This is a genomic window from Paenibacillus sp. NPDC058898, from assembly GCF_049316025.1.
Taxonomy (GTDB): domain Bacteria; phylum Bacillota; class Bacilli; order Paenibacillales; family Paenibacillaceae; genus Paenibacillus_AQ.
In genome coordinates, this window is record NZ_JBMOSM010000017.1 from 14,081 (window position 1) to 34,184 (window position 20,104).

At 44.0% G+C, this 20,104-nt stretch carries 24 protein-coding genes; 7 read left to right on the forward strand and 17 right to left on the reverse strand.

Annotated elements, in window-relative coordinates; translation table 11 throughout:
- Positions 1–136 precede the first annotated feature (136 nt).
- Positions 137–499: a winged helix-turn-helix transcriptional regulator gene (locus ACOZB4_RS29480; RefSeq protein WP_379411664.1), complete on the reverse strand. Its 363-nt coding sequence runs from the start codon at positions 497–499 to the stop codon at positions 137–139.
- Positions 500–644: 145 nt separating this feature from the next.
- Here ACOZB4_RS29480 and ACOZB4_RS29485 point away from each other — a divergent pair, with 145 nt between their 5' ends.
- Together ACOZB4_RS29485 and ACOZB4_RS29490 are read left to right on the forward strand one after the other, a co-directional pair.
- A complete protein-coding gene (locus ACOZB4_RS29485) occupies positions 645–998 on the forward strand; it encodes a DoxX family protein (RefSeq protein WP_379411667.1) in 354 nt (117 codons plus the stop codon).
- 207 nt (positions 999–1,205) lie between these two features.
- Positions 1,206–1,808, forward strand: coding sequence for a DUF4062 domain-containing protein (locus ACOZB4_RS29490; protein WP_379411669.1), 603 nt, complete (start codon positions 1,206–1,208; stop codon positions 1,806–1,808).
- A gap of 156 nt (positions 1,809–1,964) precedes the next feature.
- Here the strand turns inward: ACOZB4_RS29490 and ACOZB4_RS29495 are convergent, their stop codons facing one another.
- The 7 genes from ACOZB4_RS29495 to ACOZB4_RS29525 all read right to left on the reverse strand — a co-directional run bounded on the left by ACOZB4_RS29495 (position 1,965) and on the right by ACOZB4_RS29525 (position 7,205).
- A complete protein-coding gene (locus tag ACOZB4_RS29495; protein WP_379412123.1) occupies positions 1,965–2,072 on the reverse strand; it encodes an S-layer homology domain-containing protein in 108 nt (35 codons plus the stop codon).
- A 64-nt stretch (positions 2,073–2,136) separates the two neighbouring features.
- Positions 2,137–3,051: a nucleoside hydrolase gene (locus tag ACOZB4_RS29500; protein ID WP_379411672.1), complete on the reverse strand. Its 915-nt coding sequence runs from the start codon at positions 3,049–3,051 to the stop codon at positions 2,137–2,139.
- A gap of 125 nt (positions 3,052–3,176) precedes the next feature.
- Positions 3,177–4,106, reverse strand: a complete 930-nt coding sequence (locus ACOZB4_RS29505) for a nucleoside hydrolase (RefSeq protein ID WP_379411676.1) — start codon at positions 4,104–4,106, stop codon at positions 3,177–3,179.
- Between the two features lie 68 nt (positions 4,107–4,174).
- Positions 4,175–4,978: an energy-coupling factor ABC transporter ATP-binding protein gene (locus tag ACOZB4_RS29510; protein ID WP_379411679.1), complete on the reverse strand. Its 804-nt coding sequence runs from the start codon at positions 4,976–4,978 to the stop codon at positions 4,175–4,177.
- Positions 4,975–5,838, reverse strand: coding sequence for an energy-coupling factor ABC transporter ATP-binding protein (locus tag ACOZB4_RS29515; RefSeq protein WP_379411681.1), 864 nt, complete (start codon positions 5,836–5,838; stop codon positions 4,975–4,977). Before ACOZB4_RS29515 ends, ACOZB4_RS29510 begins: the two co-directional genes overlap by 4 nt.
- Positions 5,835–6,584, reverse strand: a complete 750-nt coding sequence (locus ACOZB4_RS29520) for an energy-coupling factor transporter transmembrane component T (RefSeq protein ID WP_379411683.1) — start codon at positions 6,582–6,584, stop codon at positions 5,835–5,837. Before ACOZB4_RS29520 ends, ACOZB4_RS29515 begins: the two co-directional genes overlap by 4 nt.
- 21 nt (positions 6,585–6,605) lie before the next feature.
- Complete coding sequence (locus ACOZB4_RS29525) at positions 6,606–7,205, reverse strand: ECF transporter S component (RefSeq protein WP_213647569.1); 600 nt, start codon at positions 7,203–7,205, stop codon at positions 6,606–6,608.
- A 311-nt stretch (positions 7,206–7,516) separates the two neighbouring features.
- Between ACOZB4_RS29525 and ACOZB4_RS29530 the strand changes: the two genes are divergently transcribed.
- On the forward strand, positions 7,517–8,308 hold the full coding sequence (locus ACOZB4_RS29530) for a helix-turn-helix domain-containing protein (protein ID WP_379411688.1): 792 nt from the start codon (positions 7,517–7,519) through the stop codon (positions 8,306–8,308).
- A gap of 178 nt (positions 8,309–8,486) precedes the next feature.
- On the opposite strand, the gene ACOZB4_RS29535 is transcribed toward ACOZB4_RS29530, so the two are convergent.
- The gene (locus ACOZB4_RS29535; RefSeq protein ID WP_379411691.1) at positions 8,487–9,032 is read right to left on the reverse strand and encodes a hypothetical protein; all 546 of its coding nucleotides are present in this window, start codon (positions 9,030–9,032) and stop codon (positions 8,487–8,489) included.
- A gap of 309 nt (positions 9,033–9,341) precedes the next feature.
- Here ACOZB4_RS29535 and ACOZB4_RS29540 point away from each other — a divergent pair, with 309 nt between their 5' ends.
- Positions 9,342–9,863 (forward strand): cupin domain-containing protein, encoded by a 522-nt coding sequence (locus ACOZB4_RS29540; RefSeq protein WP_339269018.1) that lies wholly within the window; start codon positions 9,342–9,344, stop codon positions 9,861–9,863.
- Between the two features lie 518 nt (positions 9,864–10,381).
- Here ACOZB4_RS29540 and ACOZB4_RS29545 read toward each other — a convergent pair.
- Complete coding sequence (locus tag ACOZB4_RS29545) at positions 10,382–11,302, reverse strand: alpha/beta hydrolase family protein (RefSeq protein WP_379411697.1); 921 nt, start codon at positions 11,300–11,302, stop codon at positions 10,382–10,384.
- A 311-nt stretch (positions 11,303–11,613) separates the two neighbouring features.
- On the opposite strand from ACOZB4_RS29545, the gene ACOZB4_RS29550 reads away from it, so the two are divergent.
- Complete coding sequence (locus ACOZB4_RS29550; RefSeq protein WP_379411700.1) at positions 11,614–12,084, forward strand: MarR family winged helix-turn-helix transcriptional regulator; 471 nt, start codon at positions 11,614–11,616, stop codon at positions 12,082–12,084.
- A 234-nt stretch (positions 12,085–12,318) separates the two neighbouring features.
- Here the strand turns inward: ACOZB4_RS29550 and ACOZB4_RS29555 are convergent, their stop codons facing one another.
- Positions 12,319–12,570: an AMP-binding enzyme gene (locus tag ACOZB4_RS29555; protein WP_379411702.1), complete on the reverse strand. Its 252-nt coding sequence runs from the start codon at positions 12,568–12,570 to the stop codon at positions 12,319–12,321.
- 696 nt (positions 12,571–13,266) lie between these two features.
- Between ACOZB4_RS29555 and ACOZB4_RS29560 the strand changes: the two genes are divergently transcribed.
- Both ACOZB4_RS29560 and nspC read left to right on the forward strand, forming a co-directional pair.
- Entirely contained in the window at positions 13,267–14,505 is a 1,239-nt protein-coding gene (locus tag ACOZB4_RS29560; RefSeq protein WP_076323649.1) for a saccharopine dehydrogenase family protein, read from the forward strand.
- A 1-nt stretch (position 14,506) separates the two neighbouring features.
- Positions 14,507–15,634 carry a carboxynorspermidine decarboxylase gene (gene nspC, locus ACOZB4_RS29565; RefSeq protein WP_379411706.1) on the forward strand — a complete coding sequence of 376 codons (1,128 nt, stop codon included), beginning with the start codon at positions 14,507–14,509 and terminating at the stop codon, positions 15,632–15,634.
- 48 nt (positions 15,635–15,682) lie between these two features.
- On the opposite strand, the gene ACOZB4_RS29570 is transcribed toward nspC, so the two are convergent.
- The 6 genes from ACOZB4_RS29570 to ACOZB4_RS29595 form a co-directional block, all read right to left on the reverse strand.
- Positions 15,683–16,141 (reverse strand): SRPBCC family protein, encoded by a 459-nt coding sequence (locus ACOZB4_RS29570; RefSeq protein ID WP_379411709.1) that lies wholly within the window; start codon positions 16,139–16,141, stop codon positions 15,683–15,685.
- Positions 16,138–16,587: an SRPBCC family protein gene (locus tag ACOZB4_RS29575; protein ID WP_379411711.1), complete on the reverse strand. Its 450-nt coding sequence runs from the start codon at positions 16,585–16,587 to the stop codon at positions 16,138–16,140. The genes ACOZB4_RS29570 and ACOZB4_RS29575 overlap by 4 nt, the downstream gene beginning before the upstream one ends.
- Complete coding sequence (locus ACOZB4_RS29580) at positions 16,584–17,090, reverse strand: MerR family transcriptional regulator (RefSeq protein WP_379411713.1); 507 nt, start codon at positions 17,088–17,090, stop codon at positions 16,584–16,586. The genes ACOZB4_RS29575 and ACOZB4_RS29580 overlap by 4 nt, the downstream gene beginning before the upstream one ends.
- A gap of 411 nt (positions 17,091–17,501) precedes the next feature.
- Positions 17,502–17,639, reverse strand: a complete 138-nt coding sequence (locus tag ACOZB4_RS29585; RefSeq protein WP_379411716.1) for a hypothetical protein — start codon at positions 17,637–17,639, stop codon at positions 17,502–17,504.
- Positions 17,640–17,787: 148 nt separating this feature from the next.
- Positions 17,788–18,276, reverse strand: coding sequence for an imm68 putative immunity domain-containing protein (locus ACOZB4_RS29590; RefSeq protein WP_379411719.1), 489 nt, complete (start codon positions 18,274–18,276; stop codon positions 17,788–17,790).
- A gap of 26 nt (positions 18,277–18,302) precedes the next feature.
- Positions 18,303–19,976 (reverse strand): DUF6138 family protein, encoded by a 1,674-nt coding sequence (locus tag ACOZB4_RS29595; RefSeq protein ID WP_379411721.1) that lies wholly within the window; start codon positions 19,974–19,976, stop codon positions 18,303–18,305.
- Between the last annotated feature and the right edge of the window lie 128 nt (positions 19,977–20,104).

Here is a 20,104-nt window from a genome sequence, read left to right on the forward strand (position 1 = left end):
TCTCTTATTTCCATTATAGAGATCGTTTGTCCAGAGTCTACCTACTTTTCACCTGAATTTTGGAAATGACCTTGAACGACTCCACATCCCTCTGCAACACTCTCCAACTTTCCACAACATTATTTTTCGCCGTCACTTATGATAAGGTCCCAGATTCATTCCCTGAACGATCTACTCCGTATAGCGCATTCATGTGCCCAATATGGGCCGCACCCCAATCATTCAATGCCTGTAACACCGTACTTAAACCTTTGCCGTAATCCGAAATCGAGTATTCTACTTTCGGAGGGATTTGGTTATAAACCTCACGATGTACGATATCGTTATACTCAAGTTCTCTTAATTGTTGAGTAAGCATCTTTTTGTTTATATCTGGTATTGCTTTTTGAAGCTCGCTGAATCTCATGGTGCCGTTCGAAATAAGCTGAAGCAGAATGACTGATTTCCATTTTCCCACTAAGATATCCAAGGCTGATTCAAATTTACAATACTCTTTCATTGAAATTCCCCATTTCCCTTTGCCTGGTTAGGTAACTTTTTGTTTACTATGTTTAGATAAAGTGCCTACTTCCTTAAATCGAATACCAAAGTCTATTATACCTTTAGAGGATGTTGATAAAGTAGTCAGGAGGTTGGCGCCATTCATGAATATCGCAATATGGATCATTCAAGGGCTTGCAGCACTAGGTTTTGTCTACTCAGGGTGGTTGAAGGCATTTCAATATGAAAAAGCCAAAGAGTCTTGGGTTTGGGTAAAAGATGTTTCAAAAGAGTTGGTCGTCTTTATCGGGCTAGCAGAATTGTTCGGGGCACTTGGAATCATTCTGCCCCAAGCATTGAATATTGCACCTGTATTGACGCCAATTGCTGCAACCGGACTTGCCGCAGTCGTTCTTTTCGGCGCCCTATACCATGTTTCACGTAAAGAATATAGAGAAATCAGCGTGAACATTGTCTTCTTTGCGTTAACTGTATTTGTTGCGATCAGTCGTTTTTAAGTCGACGTCATATCTACGTCATGTTAGGGACATCCATAGCGGATGTCCCCCCCTATAGACTCCAATGTTTCATATCATCACACCATGTTAAGGTCAAGCCAAATCGTTAGGTCTAGAGCCGTTACAACTGAGCTACTCAGCAAATATTGACAAATAATGTGAGCCGATGGTACGGTTTATATTAATTTCATTTAATAAAGGTGACCTATGAGAAAAAAACTACAAGTCTACATATCATCTACTTTTTCTGATTTAGCTGAGGAAAGACATGCCGCTGTAGAAGCTGTACTTAAAGCTGGCCACATTCCTGCTGGAATAGAGCAATTCTTCAAGGAAACTCAAATGAGAATTAAAAAGAGATGGATCGATGAATCTGATGTATATATCCTAATTCTCGGAGGATTCTATGGTTTAACGCTTCCTGATGATGAATCAAAGAGTTATACTCATTGGGAATATGATTATGCCGGAGAAGTTGGTAAACCCAGATTTGCGTTTGTTGTCACAGATGAAGCATTAAGACAAAAGCCATATGACTTTGTCGTAGGGGAATACTATCAGAAGCTCCAAGAGTTTAAACAATCCGTGTTTGAAGAAGTACCTACATTTCATGTTGATGATGTCCGGCACATTCAGATGGTTATTCATGATAAATTGCCAGAGTATGAAGGCAGAGACGATTTGTATGGCTGGGTTTCCGGCAAGGATGTCCCGGACGTACAAAAGTTACTGGAAGAGAATGCAAGTTTGTTGAGAGAGAATGCTAAATTAAGTGCTGAGTTAGAGAAAAATAAAAGAGCAAATAAATGATATGGACTATTCCGAAATAGCGGGGGTTGCTCCACCAAGAGATGCGAAGACGAGGATGGGATAATAAAGAAATGCCTGGACTTCGCGTGACGAAATGGAGAAATTCACATTCAATCTACGCCCAATAAGCTATGCCGAACAAGTGGTTTGAAGAATCTATGTAAGAGGCCTATGCGCATGCGCATAGGCCTCATCGATTTTTGCTCCTTGTTCTCTTGTAATTTGCTGGTCGCCATAGAAGTTGCCGTTATCATAGCCGCGAATTGTATCCCGTTAGCTTTGTAAGCAACACTTCAATATAGTGGGAATTCCCTACTGATACCATAATTTATAAAATACGTTCTAGAAAATGCATTAAAAATCGATCTGATTGTACTTGCGTACAGACTTGAATTTTTGGCTCGCCACTATGCTTACCTATGGTTCTACCCGTTTCTTTTCCTTCTGTAGCAACCCTAACATTCAATTTTTCTGTCTTTACAAAACTAGAATCAATGGCAACTCCTACAGCAAGCGGATCATGAAGCGCACAACCACCAATATCAGGATATGATGATGCATATGCACTCATGTAAAATTCAGTCATATCAGCAAAAAATGGGGCAACTTCCTTGCCTGACGCACGCCAGTCAGCAAGTTTTTCTTTTGGCAGTAACGTTTCAAGCGTTACATCAAGTCCGACAAGAGTTACAGGTAATCCTGATTGGAACACACAATCTGCTGCCTCCGGATCGCTTACTATATTCGCTTCACCATATGGAGTCACATTACCGGGTACATAAACAGCACCCCCCATTATCACAACCTCTTTTACAAGAGAAACAATTTCAGGGAACTTATTTACAGCGAGAGCCAAATTCGTGAGTGGCCCAACCGCAATAATCGTAATCTCATTTGGAAGCTTTTTCACCTGATCGATGATAAAATCGGTTGCAGATTCAGCTTCAACCGTTCTCATCGGGTCCTCGTCTAATGTGTTACCCAATCCATCTTCACCATGGATATGCTTCGGATAGCGTTCTTTCATACCACGTGTTAATGGTTTTTCTGCTCCCAGAAATACAGGTACATGTTTACCCAATTTCTCTACAACTGCTAAAGTATTGCGAGCTGCCTCTTCAACTGGCACATTCCCAAAACACGTTGTGAAACCAAGTATCTCTAACTCTGGAGAATTTAATGCGTAAGCCATGGCCAATGCATCATCAATACCGGTATCAACGTCAAATATAATTGGCTTCAATATACCCCACTCCATTCCTAACAACGCCCTTTTAGATTCCCATTCAGAATAGACGTTACAAATTCTCCTATAATCCATGTATTGGAATAAACTTTAAATTTATTACCGTAAAAATTCCTGTTTTCTTATTTACCATTGTTCTCTAGCCTTTCTACAACTAATCGCTCCATTAATAACTGTATAAATCTTTCCTGATCAACATCTAAGCACACCTCTACATTTCCATCATCTGCAAGCATGGCCAATGTTTGTCCTGTTTGTGGTCTATTGTCATACTCTACATGAACCTTCATTCTCCTTGTTTTTACTAGACTTCTATCAATTAGTAGGGCAACTGTCAGTGGATCGTGCATGTACGTATGCTGTTCGTTATTATATTCGAACCACCTTTTCATCATAGTAGACAAAGCTATATTAAGTAAATTACCTGTGTCATGAAGTTTTCTTCTTTCTTCTTCTGTGATGATCACTTTTAATGTAACATCCAAGCCAACCATCACAATAGGAGCATTGCTTCTAAACACAACAGATGCCGCTTCAGGGTCGCAAACAATATTATGCTCTACAAGTCTCATTTCAGGTCCACTTTCTCCAAAACGTGTGACCCCACCCATCAACACAATTTCCTTTACATTTTCAGCTATTCTGGGTTCACGAATGATGCTAGCTGCTATATTCGTTAAGGGACCAATCGGTACTAAGGTAATCTCACCGGGATTATTCATAACGGTTTCAATGATAAAATCAACCGCATGTTGACTATCATATTCTAGAGCATCTTCCTCCGTAAATAGACCTTCTCCCTCATGTCCGGCCATCCAAATTTCACGATTATTCAGCAACGGATTGTTAATACCTGCGTAGACATGTACCTCTTCTCTATTTCCAAATTGAAGCATTTTCTTTACCATCTTTGCCCGAAGATCAACATCACCGTACACAGTAGTAACACCCTCCAAGATGATCTCCGGTGATCTCATTGCCAATGCCAAAGCCATGGCATCATCGATATCGCTTCCTATATCTGTATCAATAATAACTCGATTTAAAGTCATGAAGAAATTCCCCTTTCAATTTACAAAAAGCCATTCTACATTATAATCATTTATCCAATATAAGGAATTCAAATACTTTGCATTTGCTGAACCATTTCCTTAATATTTAGTATTCTCCCATTCATGCCCAGATCATGGCTTAAAGAACTTATAGCTGGTTGCTTTAAACTACTTCTTTCTAGAACATCAAAATCCCAGAATATATCCCTTTTGTCAGAATCCTCAATTTTTTTCTTATTTGCCATAACGATTACCCGTTGAAAATTATCCACTACAAACTCCATATCATGAGTAATGGTTATAATAATCTTATTTTCTTTTTGCAAAGTCGAAATAATCGACGATAGTCTCTTCAATGATGGTAAATCTTGTCCAGCTGTTGGTTCGTCAAGAATAACAACATCAGGATTCATTGAAATAATCGATGCAATCGTAACAAACTTTCTCATCGAGTAAGCCAAATTATATGGGTGTTCCTTCAAAAAGGGCTCTAGGCCGGTTAGTTCTATTGCTTTTTGAGTGTTTTCTTTCACAACTTTTGCAGGTAATTTTAAATTTTTGGGTCCAAACTCTATTTCACTGTATACATCACTATGAAAAATTTGATCGTCTGGATTTTGAAACACATATCCTACCCTTTTAGAAAGTTGTGCTGTAGTGTAATCTTTTGTATTCCAATCTCCTACATATATCTCTCCCTCTGTTGGTCGCAACAAACCATTAATTAGCTTTACCGTTGTCGTTTTTCCCGCCCCGTTCTGCCCGACAATAGCTACTGCCTCTCCTTGTTTGAAAGACATGGAGATATTTTCCACAGCGGTGTGCCCATTAGGATATCTATAAGTTATATTTTCTAACCTAACACCATTCATTTTTTATCCTCCCTTAACTGATTCCATTCGCGAAATGTTGAAATTGCATTTTTTCTTGTATATGGAATTTGATCTATAGAGAGTCCTTGCTTTTCCATCTCAATTCCCAATAGAGCATATTGTGGCAGAGCTCCTTTATGAGAGAGAACACGTTCATCCGTGAAAATTTCATGGGTCTCTCCTTGCATAACAATCTCCCCATCCTTTAACAAAACAACCACATCCGCATATTCTGCTAATAAATCTATCTTATGTTCTACTAAAATAATTGTTTTTCCCTTTTTCTTCATGATCTCAATAATTTTAAAAACTTCCTCTGTACCTTGCGGGTCTAATTGTGATGTTGGTTCATCAATTACAAGAATTTCAGGTTCCATGACAATAATGGACGCAAGGGCAACCCTTTGTTTTTGTCCTCCTGACAGTTCAAATGGGTTTTTATCTACTAGTCCCTCAATATGAAATAAAGATAACACCTCATCAACTTTTGTGTGAATTTCCTTTGTTGGTAACCCAAGGTTTTCCAAACCGTAGGCAATTTCTTCGTATACTGTATCTTTTGTGCCACTAATTTGAGTAAATGGATTTTGAAACACATATCCCACTTTTTGTGATAATTCACTAAGTGTCCATTCGCGAATATCTTTGCCCTCAAGAATGACATCACCACGAAGATGTCCTTGATAAAAATGTGGTATAAATCCACGAATCGTATTGCATAAGGTTGTTTTTCCAGCACCATTATGTCCAATTAGTGCGTAAAGCTTGCCCTTTTGAATATTCAAACTTATATCACGTAAAACTTCCTTGTTTTCAATGGGATATTTATATGATAGATTCCTAATCTCTACTACGTTCATAATAAAAATCTCCTCATGATTAAAATAATAAACAACAGCATAATAGCTATTCTGACGATCATATCTTTTGGTGTTTTTTCAATATGATACACATGTGTCTTTTTTACTTTAGAGGAAAAAGCTCTTGATTCTAATGTTAGTACCCTTTCCTCGGTTCCTTGTATTGATGAAAGAATAAGGGGGCCAATTAAGGGAACAAACGCCTTTACACGAACTAAGAACTTTCCTTCAGTCTCAATTCCTCTTGATCGCTGTGCATCGGCAATCGTATTAGACAGAGCCTTCATTTGTGGAATTATCTGTAAAGTCGATAGTATTACAAAACTTACTTTTTTCGATACGCCCATTTTTTCAAGAGAGTACATGAAATCCTTGATCTGTGTAATTTGAAAAAACAAAATGAGGGATGCACTTATGGCTATAAGTTTAGAGGTAAGCAGTAAGCTATTCATAATGCCTTCTTTACTAATAGACAAGAAACGCCACTCATATAAAACCGTTTCCCCAGGTATTAAAAACACTTGGAAAATGAAAATAAACAGTACGATAACGATGATTGTTTTGCAAAATACACTTATAAATAACTTGAATCTCCCAGCAAGTAAAGCGATGATTATAATTATTGGTAATATAGAATACTGGTATATATAACCTGGCAACATTAATGCTGAAATAATAACAAAGAAAACAGCTAACATTTTTGTGGTAGGGTACAGATCTAAAATAAACCTATTCATAGTATTCATCTATTACACTCCCCCAATCATTTACGATAATCTCTTTTTGAAATATGGGTATCCATAATTCATTTTCGACAAATATCTTTGTGGAATTTTCTTTACAGTCAACAAACTAACTCCAACGGTAACACTTGATGTAAGGATTCCACTTATAATAGAAGATGAAAATACAGAATAAAAAACGGTTTGTCCCGAAGCGATTATGGCACCCGTGAGAAGATCGAGACCTGAACCAGTAACACCACCAAATACAAAAATGGAAGTAAGCGTTCCAACAAATGAAGATGAAATAACATGTATAAAAATAGCAACAATGACACCGAAAATATTTGTTAAAAATCCCCATCTGGATAAATATCCCGTTACTAAACCTATTACCATGGACACAGTTGCAAATGGAATGGCAACCGGATTTAACATGCCACTAACCAAATTACTTAATCCTCCAGTAACAAGCCCAACCCAAGGACCGGCTATGATTGCAACTAAAGTAGTACCAATCTGATCCAGAAAAAGAGGTAATTTTAGAATGGTAGATAATTGATAGCCTACAACATTAATTGCAACTCCTACTGGAATTAATAAAATCGCTAGCAACGAAAAATCATACTTAACTCCTCGTTTCATTAAAATTCCTCGTTTCTTTTAAATTTTCTTTAATAATCTGTTCATGGTTAGCTCATTGTATACTTTGCAGTAATTTCTACATCCATGTCTTTAGTAGATCAATCATAGATCCGCCCCCTTCAGTTTTTAGATAAGTTTTAAATAAGAAACCACATATTGGATCCGCTTTCAAAACCAAACTGAATGTTTCTATTTCAATTTACGATTTGGGTATTAAGATGTTATGATTATAACAATTACTAGTTCAATAGTTTATCTTTATTCGGTCGTATTATTATACGATTCGGCTAAGTAGGAATGGGGTGTTACGGATGAACCATTTAGATTTCTTGTTTTTTTCAAAAAGGAATCAAGACCAATATATACCGCTTCACATTCATCAATGCTACGAACTCGTCTATTATTTTGGTACTGGGGAAACAACAATAGGTTCAACTACTCATTCCTTCAAACCGAATACATTTGCACTCATATCGCCACATGTTGAGCATGATGAAAGGCAAGATACGGAAGCAGACGTTTTGTATATAGGATTTTTTTGTGATAATAAGAGTATTGAAGGATTAAACGGAATATTTGAGGATCATAAAAACCAAATCATTTATCAGCATATTCTACGCATGAAACATGAATTTCTCCAGCAGCAAGATCTTTTCTCAAAGATGCTCGATTTACTTGTTGAGGAATTAGCCATTCATCTTGAACGATTAATCGGAAGTAAGAAGAGTCAAAAACCGATGGAAGATCGACTGCACTATATACTCAGATATATGGACGAGCATTTCCGCCAAAAAATCACAGTGGAGTCATTAGCCAATATGGCTGGTTATAGCTATGACCGCTTCCGCCATTTATTCAAAGAGAAATATGGGATAGCCCCTTTGCAGTACCTTTATACAAATAGAATAGAATATGCAAAAACATGTCTTCTAAAAAATCGGAAAGCACTGATCTCTGAAATTGCCCTAGACTCTGGGTTTGTCAACGATGCACAATTTTGCAGTATGTTCAAGCGGGCAACTGGTATAACCCCGACAAAATATCGTGAACAGGTTAGCGCTAATACCTCGTATAATAATAAGATTAAGAAGACCCCAACCTAAACTGGTTGGGGCCTTCTTTCACCTTAATGTAACGATGTGGAGCAAGAAATAATGAGGCGTGCTCAGCGGCTGGATAAGGAAAGGATCGGCTGAAAAATAAGGGCGTTAAGAGCAGCTCGCCGCCGATCACGAATAGCCCCCTTGGGTCTTCCAAAAGGGCTGTTCCTTTCTTCTTCGGTTACGGTGATTCGCCTTCTGCCGCAGCAGCTCCGGGTGGCTTCATCAAGCCTTGAACGGCGCCGAGAAACGGGCGTATGGACTTGATCATGCCGTATCCCATCCTCACGACCGGGACAAATCTTTGGATCATGCCGAACAGGCGCATGCCGCCGCCTAACGCACCGCCGAGCGATCCCGCAGCAGCGCCGCCAAGCCCACCGATGCCGCCTAATCCCCCGAACAGCGAGCCTATCATCGGCAGAAAGGCCGATATCTGGGCGTCGGGCTTGCGGGAGCGGGAACGGACGGAAGGCTTGCGTGCGCCGCTTCGCCGGCTCCCGGAACGGCTGCCCGAAGCATGGGAGCCCGCTCTGCGCTGCTTAGGCCGGGAGCCTTGCTTCCCGGATGAGGTGCGCGGCTGAGCTCCGGTGCTGGCCAGCGTCAAGCCACTGCTGTTGGCGTCGGTAATGTAGCCGACGTAGGTCTGTCCGCTGTGCAGGGTGATACATACCGGCCGACCCTGCAGCCGCTTGACCCGTGCGAGCACCTCTTTGGATTGTTCCATGGAAGTTCACCTCGCTCACTGGTTATGGTTCATTGTACGCTAGGGGCGGACTGCCTGCTTGTGCGAATGCAGCATGCACATAAGCCCTCCTCGCTGCGCCAACGCCTTTTTCCCCGTGTCGCCTTCATTCTCACCCAAGGATGGGTTGCTTTTATTAATTGAAATATTGATGAATCATAAGTAATAATGAGATTATGCTTAAATCAATGATGAAGGAGTTAACCATCACTTACGGTACAACTTCATGGCTGGTTACTGCTTAGTAATTTCATTGCAGCATAGTACACACATAACCGGAGGTATACATGTATGAGTAATCATGATGCAGAGTATTATATATCCAAGCTTGGGCTTGAACCCCATCCAGAGGGCGGATATTACAAAAGAACGTTTGAATCCGAGGAAAAAACTTCAGATCAAGAATTGTCCGTTTCCTTTGAGGGAACAAGACTGCTTTATACAAGCATCTACTTTTTATTAGGCTCAAATGACCTCTCCCATTTCCATCGTTTGAAATCCGATGAACTATGGTATTATCACGCGGGAGGTCCATTAACAGTACATGTTATTGATGAGAATGGAGAATATAAGGAGTTTAAATTAGGAATAAACTTGGATAAAGGAGAAGTCCCGCAAGTGTTAGTCCCAAAAAATTGTATCTTTGGTTCATCTGTTAAGGATCAAGATACCTTCTCATTAGTAGGGTGCATGGTTTCACCTGGCTTTGAGTTTCGGGACTTTGAGTTATTTACACAGGACGAGCTCTTTGCTAAATACCCACAGCATAAAGATGTCATCATGAAGTTAGCCTATGAAGTGATTCCAGTTTAGTTTTAAATAGCCAGTCGGTGATATTCTATCAGCGACTGGCTATTTAGTTTCGCATGAATATATAGAATCCGTCCTACAATATTTAATCCTACATCAACTATTTATATAGATCATCATCGCTATTTGTACGATTGTCTGACAATTATACTTTTCAAGCCTGCTGAGGGATCTTCTGAAAAAACCTGCCGCTACTTGTGGTACGATTCATCTTAACGGCACTATCGGCTAAAATTGCGAGAGGAACTGCCGCGGCAGCTCCTTCGTTATTTTCATTGAAATATTGAGCTAACCTATCTGGTAACAGCTTCCTTATGCCAACATGTTAAATTCGCTTGCAGTTTAACTTAATGCGTTGGCTTCAGCCCATTTACTACCCCCATCGCTCTAATGGATTTCAGCAGCAAGAGCCCGATCTATCGCAAAGTATCCGACATTCCCCCTACATCAACGAGCATTACGTGTTGCCGCCTCGAGTATGCACTGTCGTGGCTGTCGGGTCGTTACCGCCCGTCAGACCCTTACTTGGACTCAATACGCCCCAACGGGATGGCGCTCTCTTCCAGAGCCGCACGAGCTGCCGGCCAACTGGAATCGTCGAGGTCGAGCGCGTTGCGAAGGTAGGCCAGCGTGAGCCGCTGGATCAGGGCTACTCGTTCAGGGCTCTCGTCCGTCGTCTCCGCGACGCTGTAGCCGGGGATCCCGCCGAGCGAGTGCTCTGCCCCGAAGAGGGTGAGCAGGCTCTTGCTGCCCGGGCTCAGAAAGTACGGGTCGGTGAACCAGTCGGGCCCCCGAGTGGACAGTTGAGACTGGTCATGGTCCCCCGCTACCACGAGGGTCGGCGTGCTCATGTCCGCGAAGCTCGGGTTCATGAAGGGGAAGTGCTCGGCTGCGAACGGAGACAAGTCAGCTCCGCCCCGGCCAGTCGTGGCCAGCAACACGCCCGCCTTAATCCGCGAGTCGGACATGTCCTCTCCCGGTCTGCCATGCGCATCGAGGACTCGTGCCCCTAGCAGCATGCTCACCGTCTGGCCTCCCCAGGAGTGCCCGGCTGCGGCGATGCGGCTTCGGTCGAGGCGCCCGCTGAGGCCGGAAACGGAAGCCTCAATAAGATCAAGCTGGTCGAGGATGCGCTTCATGTCCTCAACTCGGAAACGCCAGATCCGTGGTGTACGGGGATCATCAGGAGGAAGGTTCAGTGTCCTCGAGTCGAGATGGGTGGGTTGAATGACGACGAAGCCGTGAGCAGCCCAGAAGTCGGCCAACGGACCGTAGCCGTCCAACGACCAGCCATAGCCGTGCGAGAAAACAATAATAGGCAATTCACTCCCAATCGCGGGCGCAGACACTCGTACTTGCAGATCCTCACCACGGCCCGGGGCTGGTAGCACTACCGGCTTCACCGAGATAACTGGAGTAGGCGCACTAACGTTGATTTTCATAATAAATGTTCCTTTCTTGGAAAAAGATGAGCCCAACCGTTTCTGGGAGGAAGCGGTCAAGCAGGTTCCTGAAATACGGGTACTCTTCGATAACACGTTCGAGATAAATCACCAGGGAGCGGGCCGCCCTCGTTCGACAACTTGCCCATCGGACCGTTCGCTTCGAGGAGCACGAGGCGCACGGGCGGCTAGTAACACTCTCCCTTTTTACTTCGATGTGCGACCTTTGCATATAGCCTTAGGTTGATGTATCAACCTAAATCAACGATAACACATTGTGGTTGACGCGTCAACCATGCTATTATGTTCCTATGGATAAGAACGAACTAAACAAAGAGGAAATGCAAATATGGCATATGTGGAAAGGCTCCTTTCAGAGCATCTTCGGTCGCGTAATAAAAGAGATGTCGGAGCACACAGGACTATCAGAGGGTGATTATGGGGTATTGGATCGGTTAGACCTTTTGGGGAACGGTAGCCTTCGCCAACAGGAATTGGCCGACTCGATGGGCTGGGATAAGAGTCGATTATCACATCATCTGACGCGGATGGAAAAACGCAGACTTGTGATGCGGAAACCATTAGACACTGATCGGGGTGTTCAAGTCGTCATCACTTCCGCTGGAAAATCAGCATTGGATGATGCCCGTCCCATAGTCTCCATGGCAATACGCAAACATTTCCTTGATCAATTAACGGATCAAGACATTGAGTCGATTACTAAGCTGGCGGAAAGGACAAAAACAGGGTCTTCAGCGTCTTGTGAAGCCCCGCCGACATGACTGCGTTTTTGATGTTATTCATGAAGTGGATAAGTGGATCGGTACTCAATGAAAAGAACTCTCCAGGTTCGGAGGTTTTTTTTCATTTTTATTCATACATTTCGCCCTTATCGACAGTTACTTTTTCACTTATTTTTATGTTCATTTTATTTATATTAAATGTACATGTTTTAAGGCCATCCTTTACGGGATGGCCCTTTCTTTTAGTCACGTTTATTTAACTATTCCTTTAGCTTAGCCCTTCGGAATCAGATTGGATAATTGCTTGCGTAGCTGCTTTTTGTCCACCTTATCCACGACCGTTCGAGGCAACGAATCTAGGATGAACAGTTGAGTTGGCCATTTGTATCTTGCAAGACTCGGTTCGCAAAACGCCTGCAGCTGTGCCAGGTCCAAGCTACCGCCGTCCCGCAGAACCACGCAAGCGACGAGCCTCTCACCTTCGCAAGGAAGTGAGAGTCCGATCACCGCCGAATCACTAACCATCTTTCCAATAAAATGCATCAATCCAACTAATACATTATCCTTCTACCAGGAGATCAATTGCCACCTATGGTGAGCTCTAATCCAGCACGTCCGGCAGGCTCTATTCGTGTTGAATGCCTTGAATACGATGCCTCATTTTGTTTTCAACGCCGCAAAAAATGCGTTTGTTTTAAAATTTTCCTTGTTCAATAATCCTTATCCTGATATTATGAAATAGCGTGATTTTTGGAAAGCGAATATTCAATATTTATTTAGGATCTTTCCATGCAGATAATCTTTGACCACTTCCATTTAAGAAGTTAAGGCCATACGGACAGCCGGGTCAAATGCCGATTGGCAACTTTCGTTGCCTTATTGATTGAGTTAAAAGCTCAAATTTTATAAGTTGGTTACTTTACAACCAGTGCATATGCACACAACTTGTGAAACGGTCAATAAGAGTGGTAAAAGTAATTATTTGCTATATAGACTCTGATCCTAACATGATATATTCGAATATTAAGTGCCTTTCCATAAAACGGTGAGTTTTCTGGCTGACTGACGAGCAACGCAAGAGGTTTGTCAGGTCATGCTTATTGGGACTATCTTATTATTTGACTATATCAAAGCAAGTGTGATGCGCATGGTGCGTGTTTCGCTTGCTTTTTTGTTGCCGTTTTACATTAAAAAAATTCATTTGAGATAGGAGATCGAAGAATGGGAAAAGCACTAATCATTGGCGCCGGCGGCGTAGCATCTGTAGCCATTCATAAATGCGTTCAAAACAGCGAGGTTTTCGAAGAAATCTGTATCGCCAGCCGTACGAAATCCAAATGCGATGAGCTGAAAGCAAAATTGGAGGGTGGCAAAACCAAAATTACGACCGCACAGGTCGATGCAAACAACGTAGATGAGCTGATCGCTCTGATTAACGAAGTCAAACCGGATATCGTCATGAACCTGGCTTTGCCTTACCAAGATTTGACGATCATGGATGCTTGCCTGGCTACCAAAACCCACTATATGGATACGGCAAACTATGAGCCGGAAGATACGGCGAAATTCGAATACAAATGGCAATGGGATTACCGCGAACGCTTTGAAAAAGCAGGAATCACAGCTCTTTTGGGCAGCGGATTCGATCCAGGCGTAACCGGCGTATTCTCCGCTTATGCGCTGAAACACTATTTTGACGAAATCGAATATATCGACATTCTGGATTGCAACGGCGGGGATCACGGCTATCCTTTCGCTACGAACTTCAACCCTGAAATCAACATCCGTGAAGTGTCCGCTAACGGACGCTACTGGGAAAACGGAAAATGGATCGAAACGAAGCCGATGGAAATTAAGCGTGAATATAACTTCGCTGAAGTCGGCCAAAAGGATATGTATCTGCTCTACCATGAAGAGCTTGAATCCCTTGCGCAAAACATGCCTGGACTGAAACGCATCCGTTTCTTCATGACTTTCGGTCAAAGCTATCTCATGCACTTAAAGGCGCTTGAGAACGTAGGAATGACTTCCATCGAACCGATCGAATACGAAGGAAAACAAATCATTCCGCTTCAATTCCTGAAAGCCGTACTCCCGGACCCGGCTTCCCTGGGACCTCGGACAGTGGGCAAGACGAACATCGGCTGTATCTTTAAAGGAAAAAAAGACGGCCAAGACAAGACGTACTACGTCTACAATGTTTGCGACCATCAAGAGTGCTACAAAGAAGTGGGCTCCCAAGCCATCTCCTATACAACTGGCGTGCCTGCCATGATTGGCGCGGCGATGGTCATGACGGGCAAATGGAATAAACCGGGCGTATTCAATATCGAAGAGTTCGATCCGGATCCATTCATGGAAGAGCTGAACAAATGGGGACTTCCATGGGTAGAAGACTTCAACCCGGTGCTTGTTGACGCATTGCCTGAAGAAGCGAAACAGCCGGAGCTCGTTCGCTAATATGCGATTCGAGGAATTACCGACACCCTGTTTTGTCGTCGATGAAGCGCTCATCGAAAAAAACCTGAACATTTTGAACGGCGTTATGCAGCGTACGGGAGCCAAGATTGTGCTGGCGCAAAAAGCTTTTTCCATGACCGCCATGTATCCCCTCATCGGACAATACTTAAGCGGCACGACTGCGAGCGGTTTATTCGAAGCGCGGCTGGGTCACGAGGAAATGGGCAAAGAAAATCACGTCTTTTCGCCTGCCTATCGTGAAGATGAAATCGACGAAATTATTTCCATTTGCGACCATATTGTCTTCAATTCCTTCTCCCAGTTGGAAAAGTATAAAACGAAAGCTCTTGCTGCGGGTAGAAAAGTAGGCCTTCGCATCAATCCGGAATGTTCGACGCAAGAGGGACATGAAATCTATGACCCCTGTTCGCCGGGGTCCAGATTTGGCGTGAAACGAGAGGATTTCCGGCCGGAACTGCTCGAAGGCGTTTCAGGACTGCACTTCCATACCCTGTGCCAACAGAACTCGGATGATTTGGAGACCACGCTGAATGCGGTCGAAGACAAGTTCGGGCAATGGCTGCCGCAGATGGAATGGATCAATTTCGGTGGCGGTCACCATATCACGAGAGACGACTATGATATCCCGAGACTCGAAGCTTGCATTAAGAGGATGCAGGAGAAATACGGTTTAGAAGTCTACCTCGAACCCGGAGAAGCCATCGCACTCAATGCGGGCTATATGGTCACCTCCGTGCTGGATATCCATCGAAACGGCATTGAAATCGCGATCGTGGACACGTCCGCTACTTGCCATATGCCCGATGTTCTGGAAATGCCTTATCGTCCGCCACTCGTCGATTCGGGCGAAGCCGGGGAGAAACCATACACCTATCGGCTTGGTGGTCCGACCTGCCTGACGGGTGATGTCATCGGAGACTATTCCTTCGATCAGCCCCTTAAGAACGGTGACAGATTAGTGTTTGAAGATATGGCGATCTACTCCATGGTCAAAACCAACACCTTCAACGGCATGCCGCTGCCGGCCATCGCCGTGCAGGAGAAAGACGGCAACTGCCGCATCGTTCGCGAGTTCGGCTATCAGGATTTTAAGATGAGACTAGCGTAATGAATAACCAAAGCCTTAGCCCTACAATAAGGGTTAAGGCTTTTTGGTCTATTTCAGTTTAACAGGGCTATCGGCCAATTCCGCCAGCACCTTGCCAAGTCGGTCAAGCTGCTGTTCATTAGCTTCTATACAGATGGGCTTAGCTTGTTCAAACTCTTCTTTTTTCTTGAAAAGTTGACGGAAGGTGACCCTGGTGCGGCCATCGAAGCCCTCGAAGGTAGCCGTTACCCGAAATTCATGAACGTTTAGATGATTAATCACGACCCGCTCCGTCGGCACAATCTCAACAAAGACGTTATGGTTAGGATAATCCACGCCATCCGGTCCGTGCATGGTGAACTTCCACGTACCTCCCGGCCTCATATCGCATTCGTGAAACGTATTCGTGAAGCCTTGCGGCCCCCACCACTTTGCCAATAAACCAGGGGTCGTCCATGCCTGAAATACAAGCTCCCGCGGGACATCGTACTCGCGCGAAGCAATAAGTTCATTCTCACCTATAGTCATGTTCCTACCTCCCCTTCTACTACCTTGCCCAGTGTGTCCAACATGATGTTTGTACCGTGTTCTCGTATTTCTGGCGTATCATGTCCGTCAAAGAATGCACCTTGCTCTGTGAAAATCAAATTCGTACCGCCCTCCACCTTGATAAGCTCGACCGTTGTGATCGACACGGAGAAGCGTACGCCGCCCGAATCCAGTGTGTACGTATAGACAATGCGCTGCTCTGGAACAAGCTCCTGGTAGCTGGCGTCGAAGGTAAAGATCGGCCCTTCGGGCGGCCCGCCGCTGCTGTACTCGCGCCCTCCAACCCGGAAATCAAAGATGTCTGGCTTCGAAAACCACTTGGCTTTGGCAATCGGATCAGCCCATGCGTGATAAACCCTCTCCGGCGAAGCGGCATAAGTCCGCTCCACGACAAAGGTTCCATGCTTGACGAATCGTTCGTTCATTGATTTTCCTCCTTATGTTCCGGATTTCCGCTCTCCTCGGCAAGAAAGTCTCCCAAAAGGTCCAAATGTCGCCCCCAACTGGTTTGCCGCTCAATGACCGGTTTCTCAAATCCGTTCTTCATCGCTTGCAGAAGGCTCGTGAAATCTTCAACCGTTAATTCAGATTTGCCCTGCATAAGCTTGGATACATGTCTGAGCTGCTCCAATAGTTTCTGTTGCTGCTTGATCTGTTCTTGGATTTGATTTATCTGCAGGCCCACGATCTCAAGCGGACTGATCTGCCCGCCAGTTAAGGCCGACTTAATCTCCACGAGAGATAACCCCAGCTCCTTAAGCGATAATATCTGGTGTAATCGTGACAAGTCCAATTCATTGTAAAGCCTGTGGCCGGATTCCGTTTGTCCTGACGGAGAGAACAACCCGATTTGATCATAAAACCGCAAGGTTCGTACGGTAAGCCCCGTCAGCTTGGCAAGATCACCGACCTTCCAATATCTCTTCATGAACCATCTCCACTCTTTGGCGCTAGCTATGTACCGGTAGCTCTATTGTAAAACATTACGTTACGTAAGGTGCAAGCGAAATCGTGACGCTCTCCCAGTATATTTTTTACGTCCTAATTATAAACACAAGCTATTAGTCCAATCTCATGGACACTACTACAAAGCTACTTACCTTTTAAAACCCGATCCAGTGGCTATAATCAAGTTTACATAATATGCACAGAAGGCCACCGAAATAATTGTGGTAAGGTTCCACCGTATCATCTATAACGCGAAATCGAAGAGCTTAATCGACCAATATAAATCACTTACGAACATAAATAAAAATGAGCCCAGTATAATTACCAGACTCATTTCGTATAAACTGCCTAATATATATGATGTCTGGCTGATGGAATAGCATTTATATCATTAAGGCTTCGACACGGATACGAGAAGCTCGTTATCCCCAGAGATGACCGTCATTTCAGGCGGTAGGATTAGGTCTTCCACGAAGCGCGTATCTTCGATTTCCATCGCGCTGATGTCCAGTTCAACGGTAGATGGCACCAAATCTTATATTTCGCACTACTTATGAAAGGTTCAGCTTAACGGGGCTATCGGCGAAAAATTCACCACGGCACTTAAACGCCAACCATCTTTATTTGTAATGACCCATAACCATGTTCAAAGGATCTTTATCACAAACGTATGCACTTTATACCAGCTCATCCGCGATCATTTTTGCCTTTTCCGCAAGCTCTCTCATATCATCGGCCGGAACAAGCTCGGCTAATTCGTAAGCCAGCGGATTACGGGAAAATTTGTACAATTCGTCCCGAAGCAGGTTCCTCTTTTCTTCGGAGGCATCTATATAAAGCTTGCACGGCTGCCTAGCCTCATCCAAATCATGCAAATCGACATAGCCTGATTTATGAGATTCCAACACGATGGCTGAAAGATCCATTAGAGCTGAGCAGGCAATATCAAGTTCTGCTCGAAACGTGCCATTAGCATTTTTCATATCAAACCCAATACTTCCGCCGTTTACCAAGTCCCCCTCAGAAAGCAGAACATCGAAACCCAAGTCCTCTAAAATCTGATTGAGCGTCACATCCGTTGAGTCCAATTGTTCCAAATAGTCTATTAATGCCAGCGAATCATCGGAACCGCCAATTAAATCTCCCCACCATTTACTTATGTACATGTTCTTCTCCCACTTTCTTTTAAGCATCAGTCTATGCCCGCTGCCTCTAGCAGGCGAAGCAATAGCTCCTTGCGCGGTTCCTGCGCCTTGCGAGCCAATGCAGCCAGCTTCTCCAACTTGCCCCAGATCGGGTACAGTACCCGCTCAGCCTCATCATCCGACAGAGTCTCTATTTGCTGCATTAATAGCAACAGCTTGTCTTCGCTTTCCAGCTCCGACTGAATCTTCAGCTTTAGCGAATCGTGGGATCGCAGCAGGCAGACGATCAAGGTAGGAATCGAGCGTTCCGTTATGCCATAGGTTTCGGCAAAAACGGCTGTGAACTTGTCATGCACCAGCTGATGCTCATCATCCACAAGGTCCATGTAAGCTTCAACAAGCGGAAAATAACGCTCGGACGAAAGCCCCAGCCCGAACACAGCATAACTGCCCGGCATGACGCTTTTTTCGTCCTCCGTATCTTCATACCATTCAAATTCTACCATCGCCTCACGAGCATATTCCTCCAATAACGGATGCAGCTCGGAATAAGCCAGCGCATTCGCAAACAAACGGTGCGTGTCTGATTTGGCTAGCCCCTTGATGGGCAAATACTCTCTTACACTGGATTTTAACTTGATTTTGTAGCTTTTTGGGAAGCCCTTTCGAAGCAGGGAGAGAATAAACGAAATCGCCCGCTCATACGCCCCGGCTTCTTCCTTGCGAATCGTGATGGTGAAGAGGGAAAAAACATCGTTAGCCTTGCATTCAACCAACTCATGGCGCATATTCACTTCATCGTGCGAGAAGCTGTCGCTGCCCTCCTTCAACATACGTGAGGCTTTGCCACTGCCAAGCTGCTCCGCCAGCTCCAGGAAAGTCTGCCCCCTAGATTTGCTGTAGTTCGGCTCATAACGAATAATCATTACGGCGCCGTATAACAGAAGGTCAATAGGTTGATTCGGTTCATCCTTATTCTCAAGAACCGCATCCGGCTTGAGCACATATTCGTTGGTCCTGTATTCGGAACGGGTGACGTCATAGTAACGTGGCAGGAATACATCCTCGGCCCAGTCCGTCAAAGCCCTAATAATATCTCTTCGATGCTCCGCGAGAGCCTCAACCCGTTCTTTATTCAACTCCTGAATCCGGTCAAATAAAGCGATCGTCTTTGCAGCTTCCGGTTCGGGGAACAAATACGGATCCAGCAAATGACGCGCCAAAAAGAAGGTTTCCAGCGGCTTTGTCGGGTAAGAGCCCTTCTCCAGTTTTTTCTCGATATAGGACTGAATTCGCTCCAGAAGCTGACGCTTTTTCGCTTCATATACCTTTTCCAGCACCGTTAATTCCACAAGCCCGTCTGTCGTCGCGAAGGTTCCTTGAAAGGTAAACTGGTAATTGATCAACGGCGACGTTTCCACCTTGTCTAACCTCTCCCGTACGATTTCCACCAGCAGGGGCTGAACCTCATGCAATATCTGCTCCCGTGTAAAGGGCGAAACTTTCATCGACTTTTTGCCAGCGGCGCTCCCCATAGATTTCGAACTGTCAACCCCAGTCCTCCCCGGCCGATAATCCAGCATGACAAAGTCAAAGATCCCTACTTGCAGCGTGGTGCGTAAGACCACTTCCTCTACGTTCGTTCGATTCTCCTGTTCGTCAAACCATTTATGAATGGCCGTTTTCATCTCTTCCAAGGCTTCTTTCTGCAATTCGTTCATTGTCTCTCACCTTTCCACATATTCCATCTTTTCTCAACATTATCATACTATGAAAATGGAAATCCTTGTTGAAACTATATACCTCTTCTGGAGACCAGCTAAGCTTAATAATAAAACGAACAAGCTCT

What these genes read in the sequence shown, in the direction of transcription:
- ACOZB4_RS29480 (WP_379411664.1), bottom strand. Translation starts at nt 499, where the DNA reads ATGAAAGAGTATTGTAAATTTGAATCAGCCTTGGATATCTTAGTGGGA.
- ACOZB4_RS29485 (WP_379411667.1), top strand. Translation starts at nt 645, where the DNA reads ATGAATATCGCAATATGGATCATTCAAGGGCTTGCAGCACTAGGTTTT.
- ACOZB4_RS29490 (WP_379411669.1), top strand. Translation starts at nt 1,206, where the DNA reads ATGAGAAAAAAACTACAAGTCTACATATCATCTACTTTTTCTGATTTA.
- ACOZB4_RS29505 (WP_379411676.1), bottom strand. Translation starts at nt 4,106, where the DNA reads ATGACTTTAAATCGAGTTATTATTGATACAGATATAGGAAGCGATATC.
- ACOZB4_RS29510 (WP_379411679.1), bottom strand. Translation starts at nt 4,978, where the DNA reads ATGAATGGTGTTAGGTTAGAAAATATAACTTATAGATATCCTAATGGG.
- ACOZB4_RS29515 (WP_379411681.1), bottom strand. Translation starts at nt 5,838, where the DNA reads ATGAACGTAGTAGAGATTAGGAATCTATCATATAAATATCCCATTGAA.
- ACOZB4_RS29520 (WP_379411683.1), bottom strand. Translation starts at nt 6,584, where the DNA reads ATGAATACTATGAATAGGTTTATTTTAGATCTGTACCCTACCACAAAA.
- ACOZB4_RS29525 (WP_213647569.1), bottom strand. Translation starts at nt 7,205, where the DNA reads ATGAAACGAGGAGTTAAGTATGATTTTTCGTTGCTAGCGATTTTATTA.
- ACOZB4_RS29530 (WP_379411688.1), top strand. Translation starts at nt 7,517, where the DNA reads ATGAACCATTTAGATTTCTTGTTTTTTTCAAAAAGGAATCAAGACCAA.
- ACOZB4_RS29535 (WP_379411691.1), bottom strand. Translation starts at nt 9,032, where the DNA reads ATGGAACAATCCAAAGAGGTGCTCGCACGGGTCAAGCGGCTGCAGGGT.
- ACOZB4_RS29540 (WP_339269018.1), top strand. Translation starts at nt 9,342, where the DNA reads ATGAGTAATCATGATGCAGAGTATTATATATCCAAGCTTGGGCTTGAA.
- ACOZB4_RS29545 (WP_379411697.1), bottom strand. Translation starts at nt 11,302, where the DNA reads ATGAAAATCAACGTTAGTGCGCCTACTCCAGTTATCTCGGTGAAGCCG.
- ACOZB4_RS29550 (WP_379411700.1), top strand. Translation starts at nt 11,614, where the DNA reads ATGGATAAGAACGAACTAAACAAAGAGGAAATGCAAATATGGCATATG.
- ACOZB4_RS29555 (WP_379411702.1), bottom strand. Translation starts at nt 12,570, where the DNA reads ATGGTTAGTGATTCGGCGGTGATCGGACTCTCACTTCCTTGCGAAGGT.
- ACOZB4_RS29560 (WP_076323649.1), top strand. Translation starts at nt 13,267, where the DNA reads ATGGGAAAAGCACTAATCATTGGCGCCGGCGGCGTAGCATCTGTAGCC.
- nspC (WP_379411706.1), top strand. Translation starts at nt 14,507, where the DNA reads ATGCGATTCGAGGAATTACCGACACCCTGTTTTGTCGTCGATGAAGCG.
- ACOZB4_RS29570 (WP_379411709.1), bottom strand. Translation starts at nt 16,141, where the DNA reads ATGACTATAGGTGAGAATGAACTTATTGCTTCGCGCGAGTACGATGTC.
- ACOZB4_RS29575 (WP_379411711.1), bottom strand. Translation starts at nt 16,587, where the DNA reads ATGAACGAACGATTCGTCAAGCATGGAACCTTTGTCGTGGAGCGGACT.
- ACOZB4_RS29580 (WP_379411713.1), bottom strand. Translation starts at nt 17,090, where the DNA reads ATGAAGAGATATTGGAAGGTCGGTGATCTTGCCAAGCTGACGGGGCTT.
- ACOZB4_RS29590 (WP_379411719.1), bottom strand. Translation starts at nt 18,276, where the DNA reads ATGTACATAAGTAAATGGTGGGGAGATTTAATTGGCGGTTCCGATGAT.
- ACOZB4_RS29595 (WP_379411721.1), bottom strand. Translation starts at nt 19,976, where the DNA reads ATGAACGAATTGCAGAAAGAAGCCTTGGAAGAGATGAAAACGGCCATT.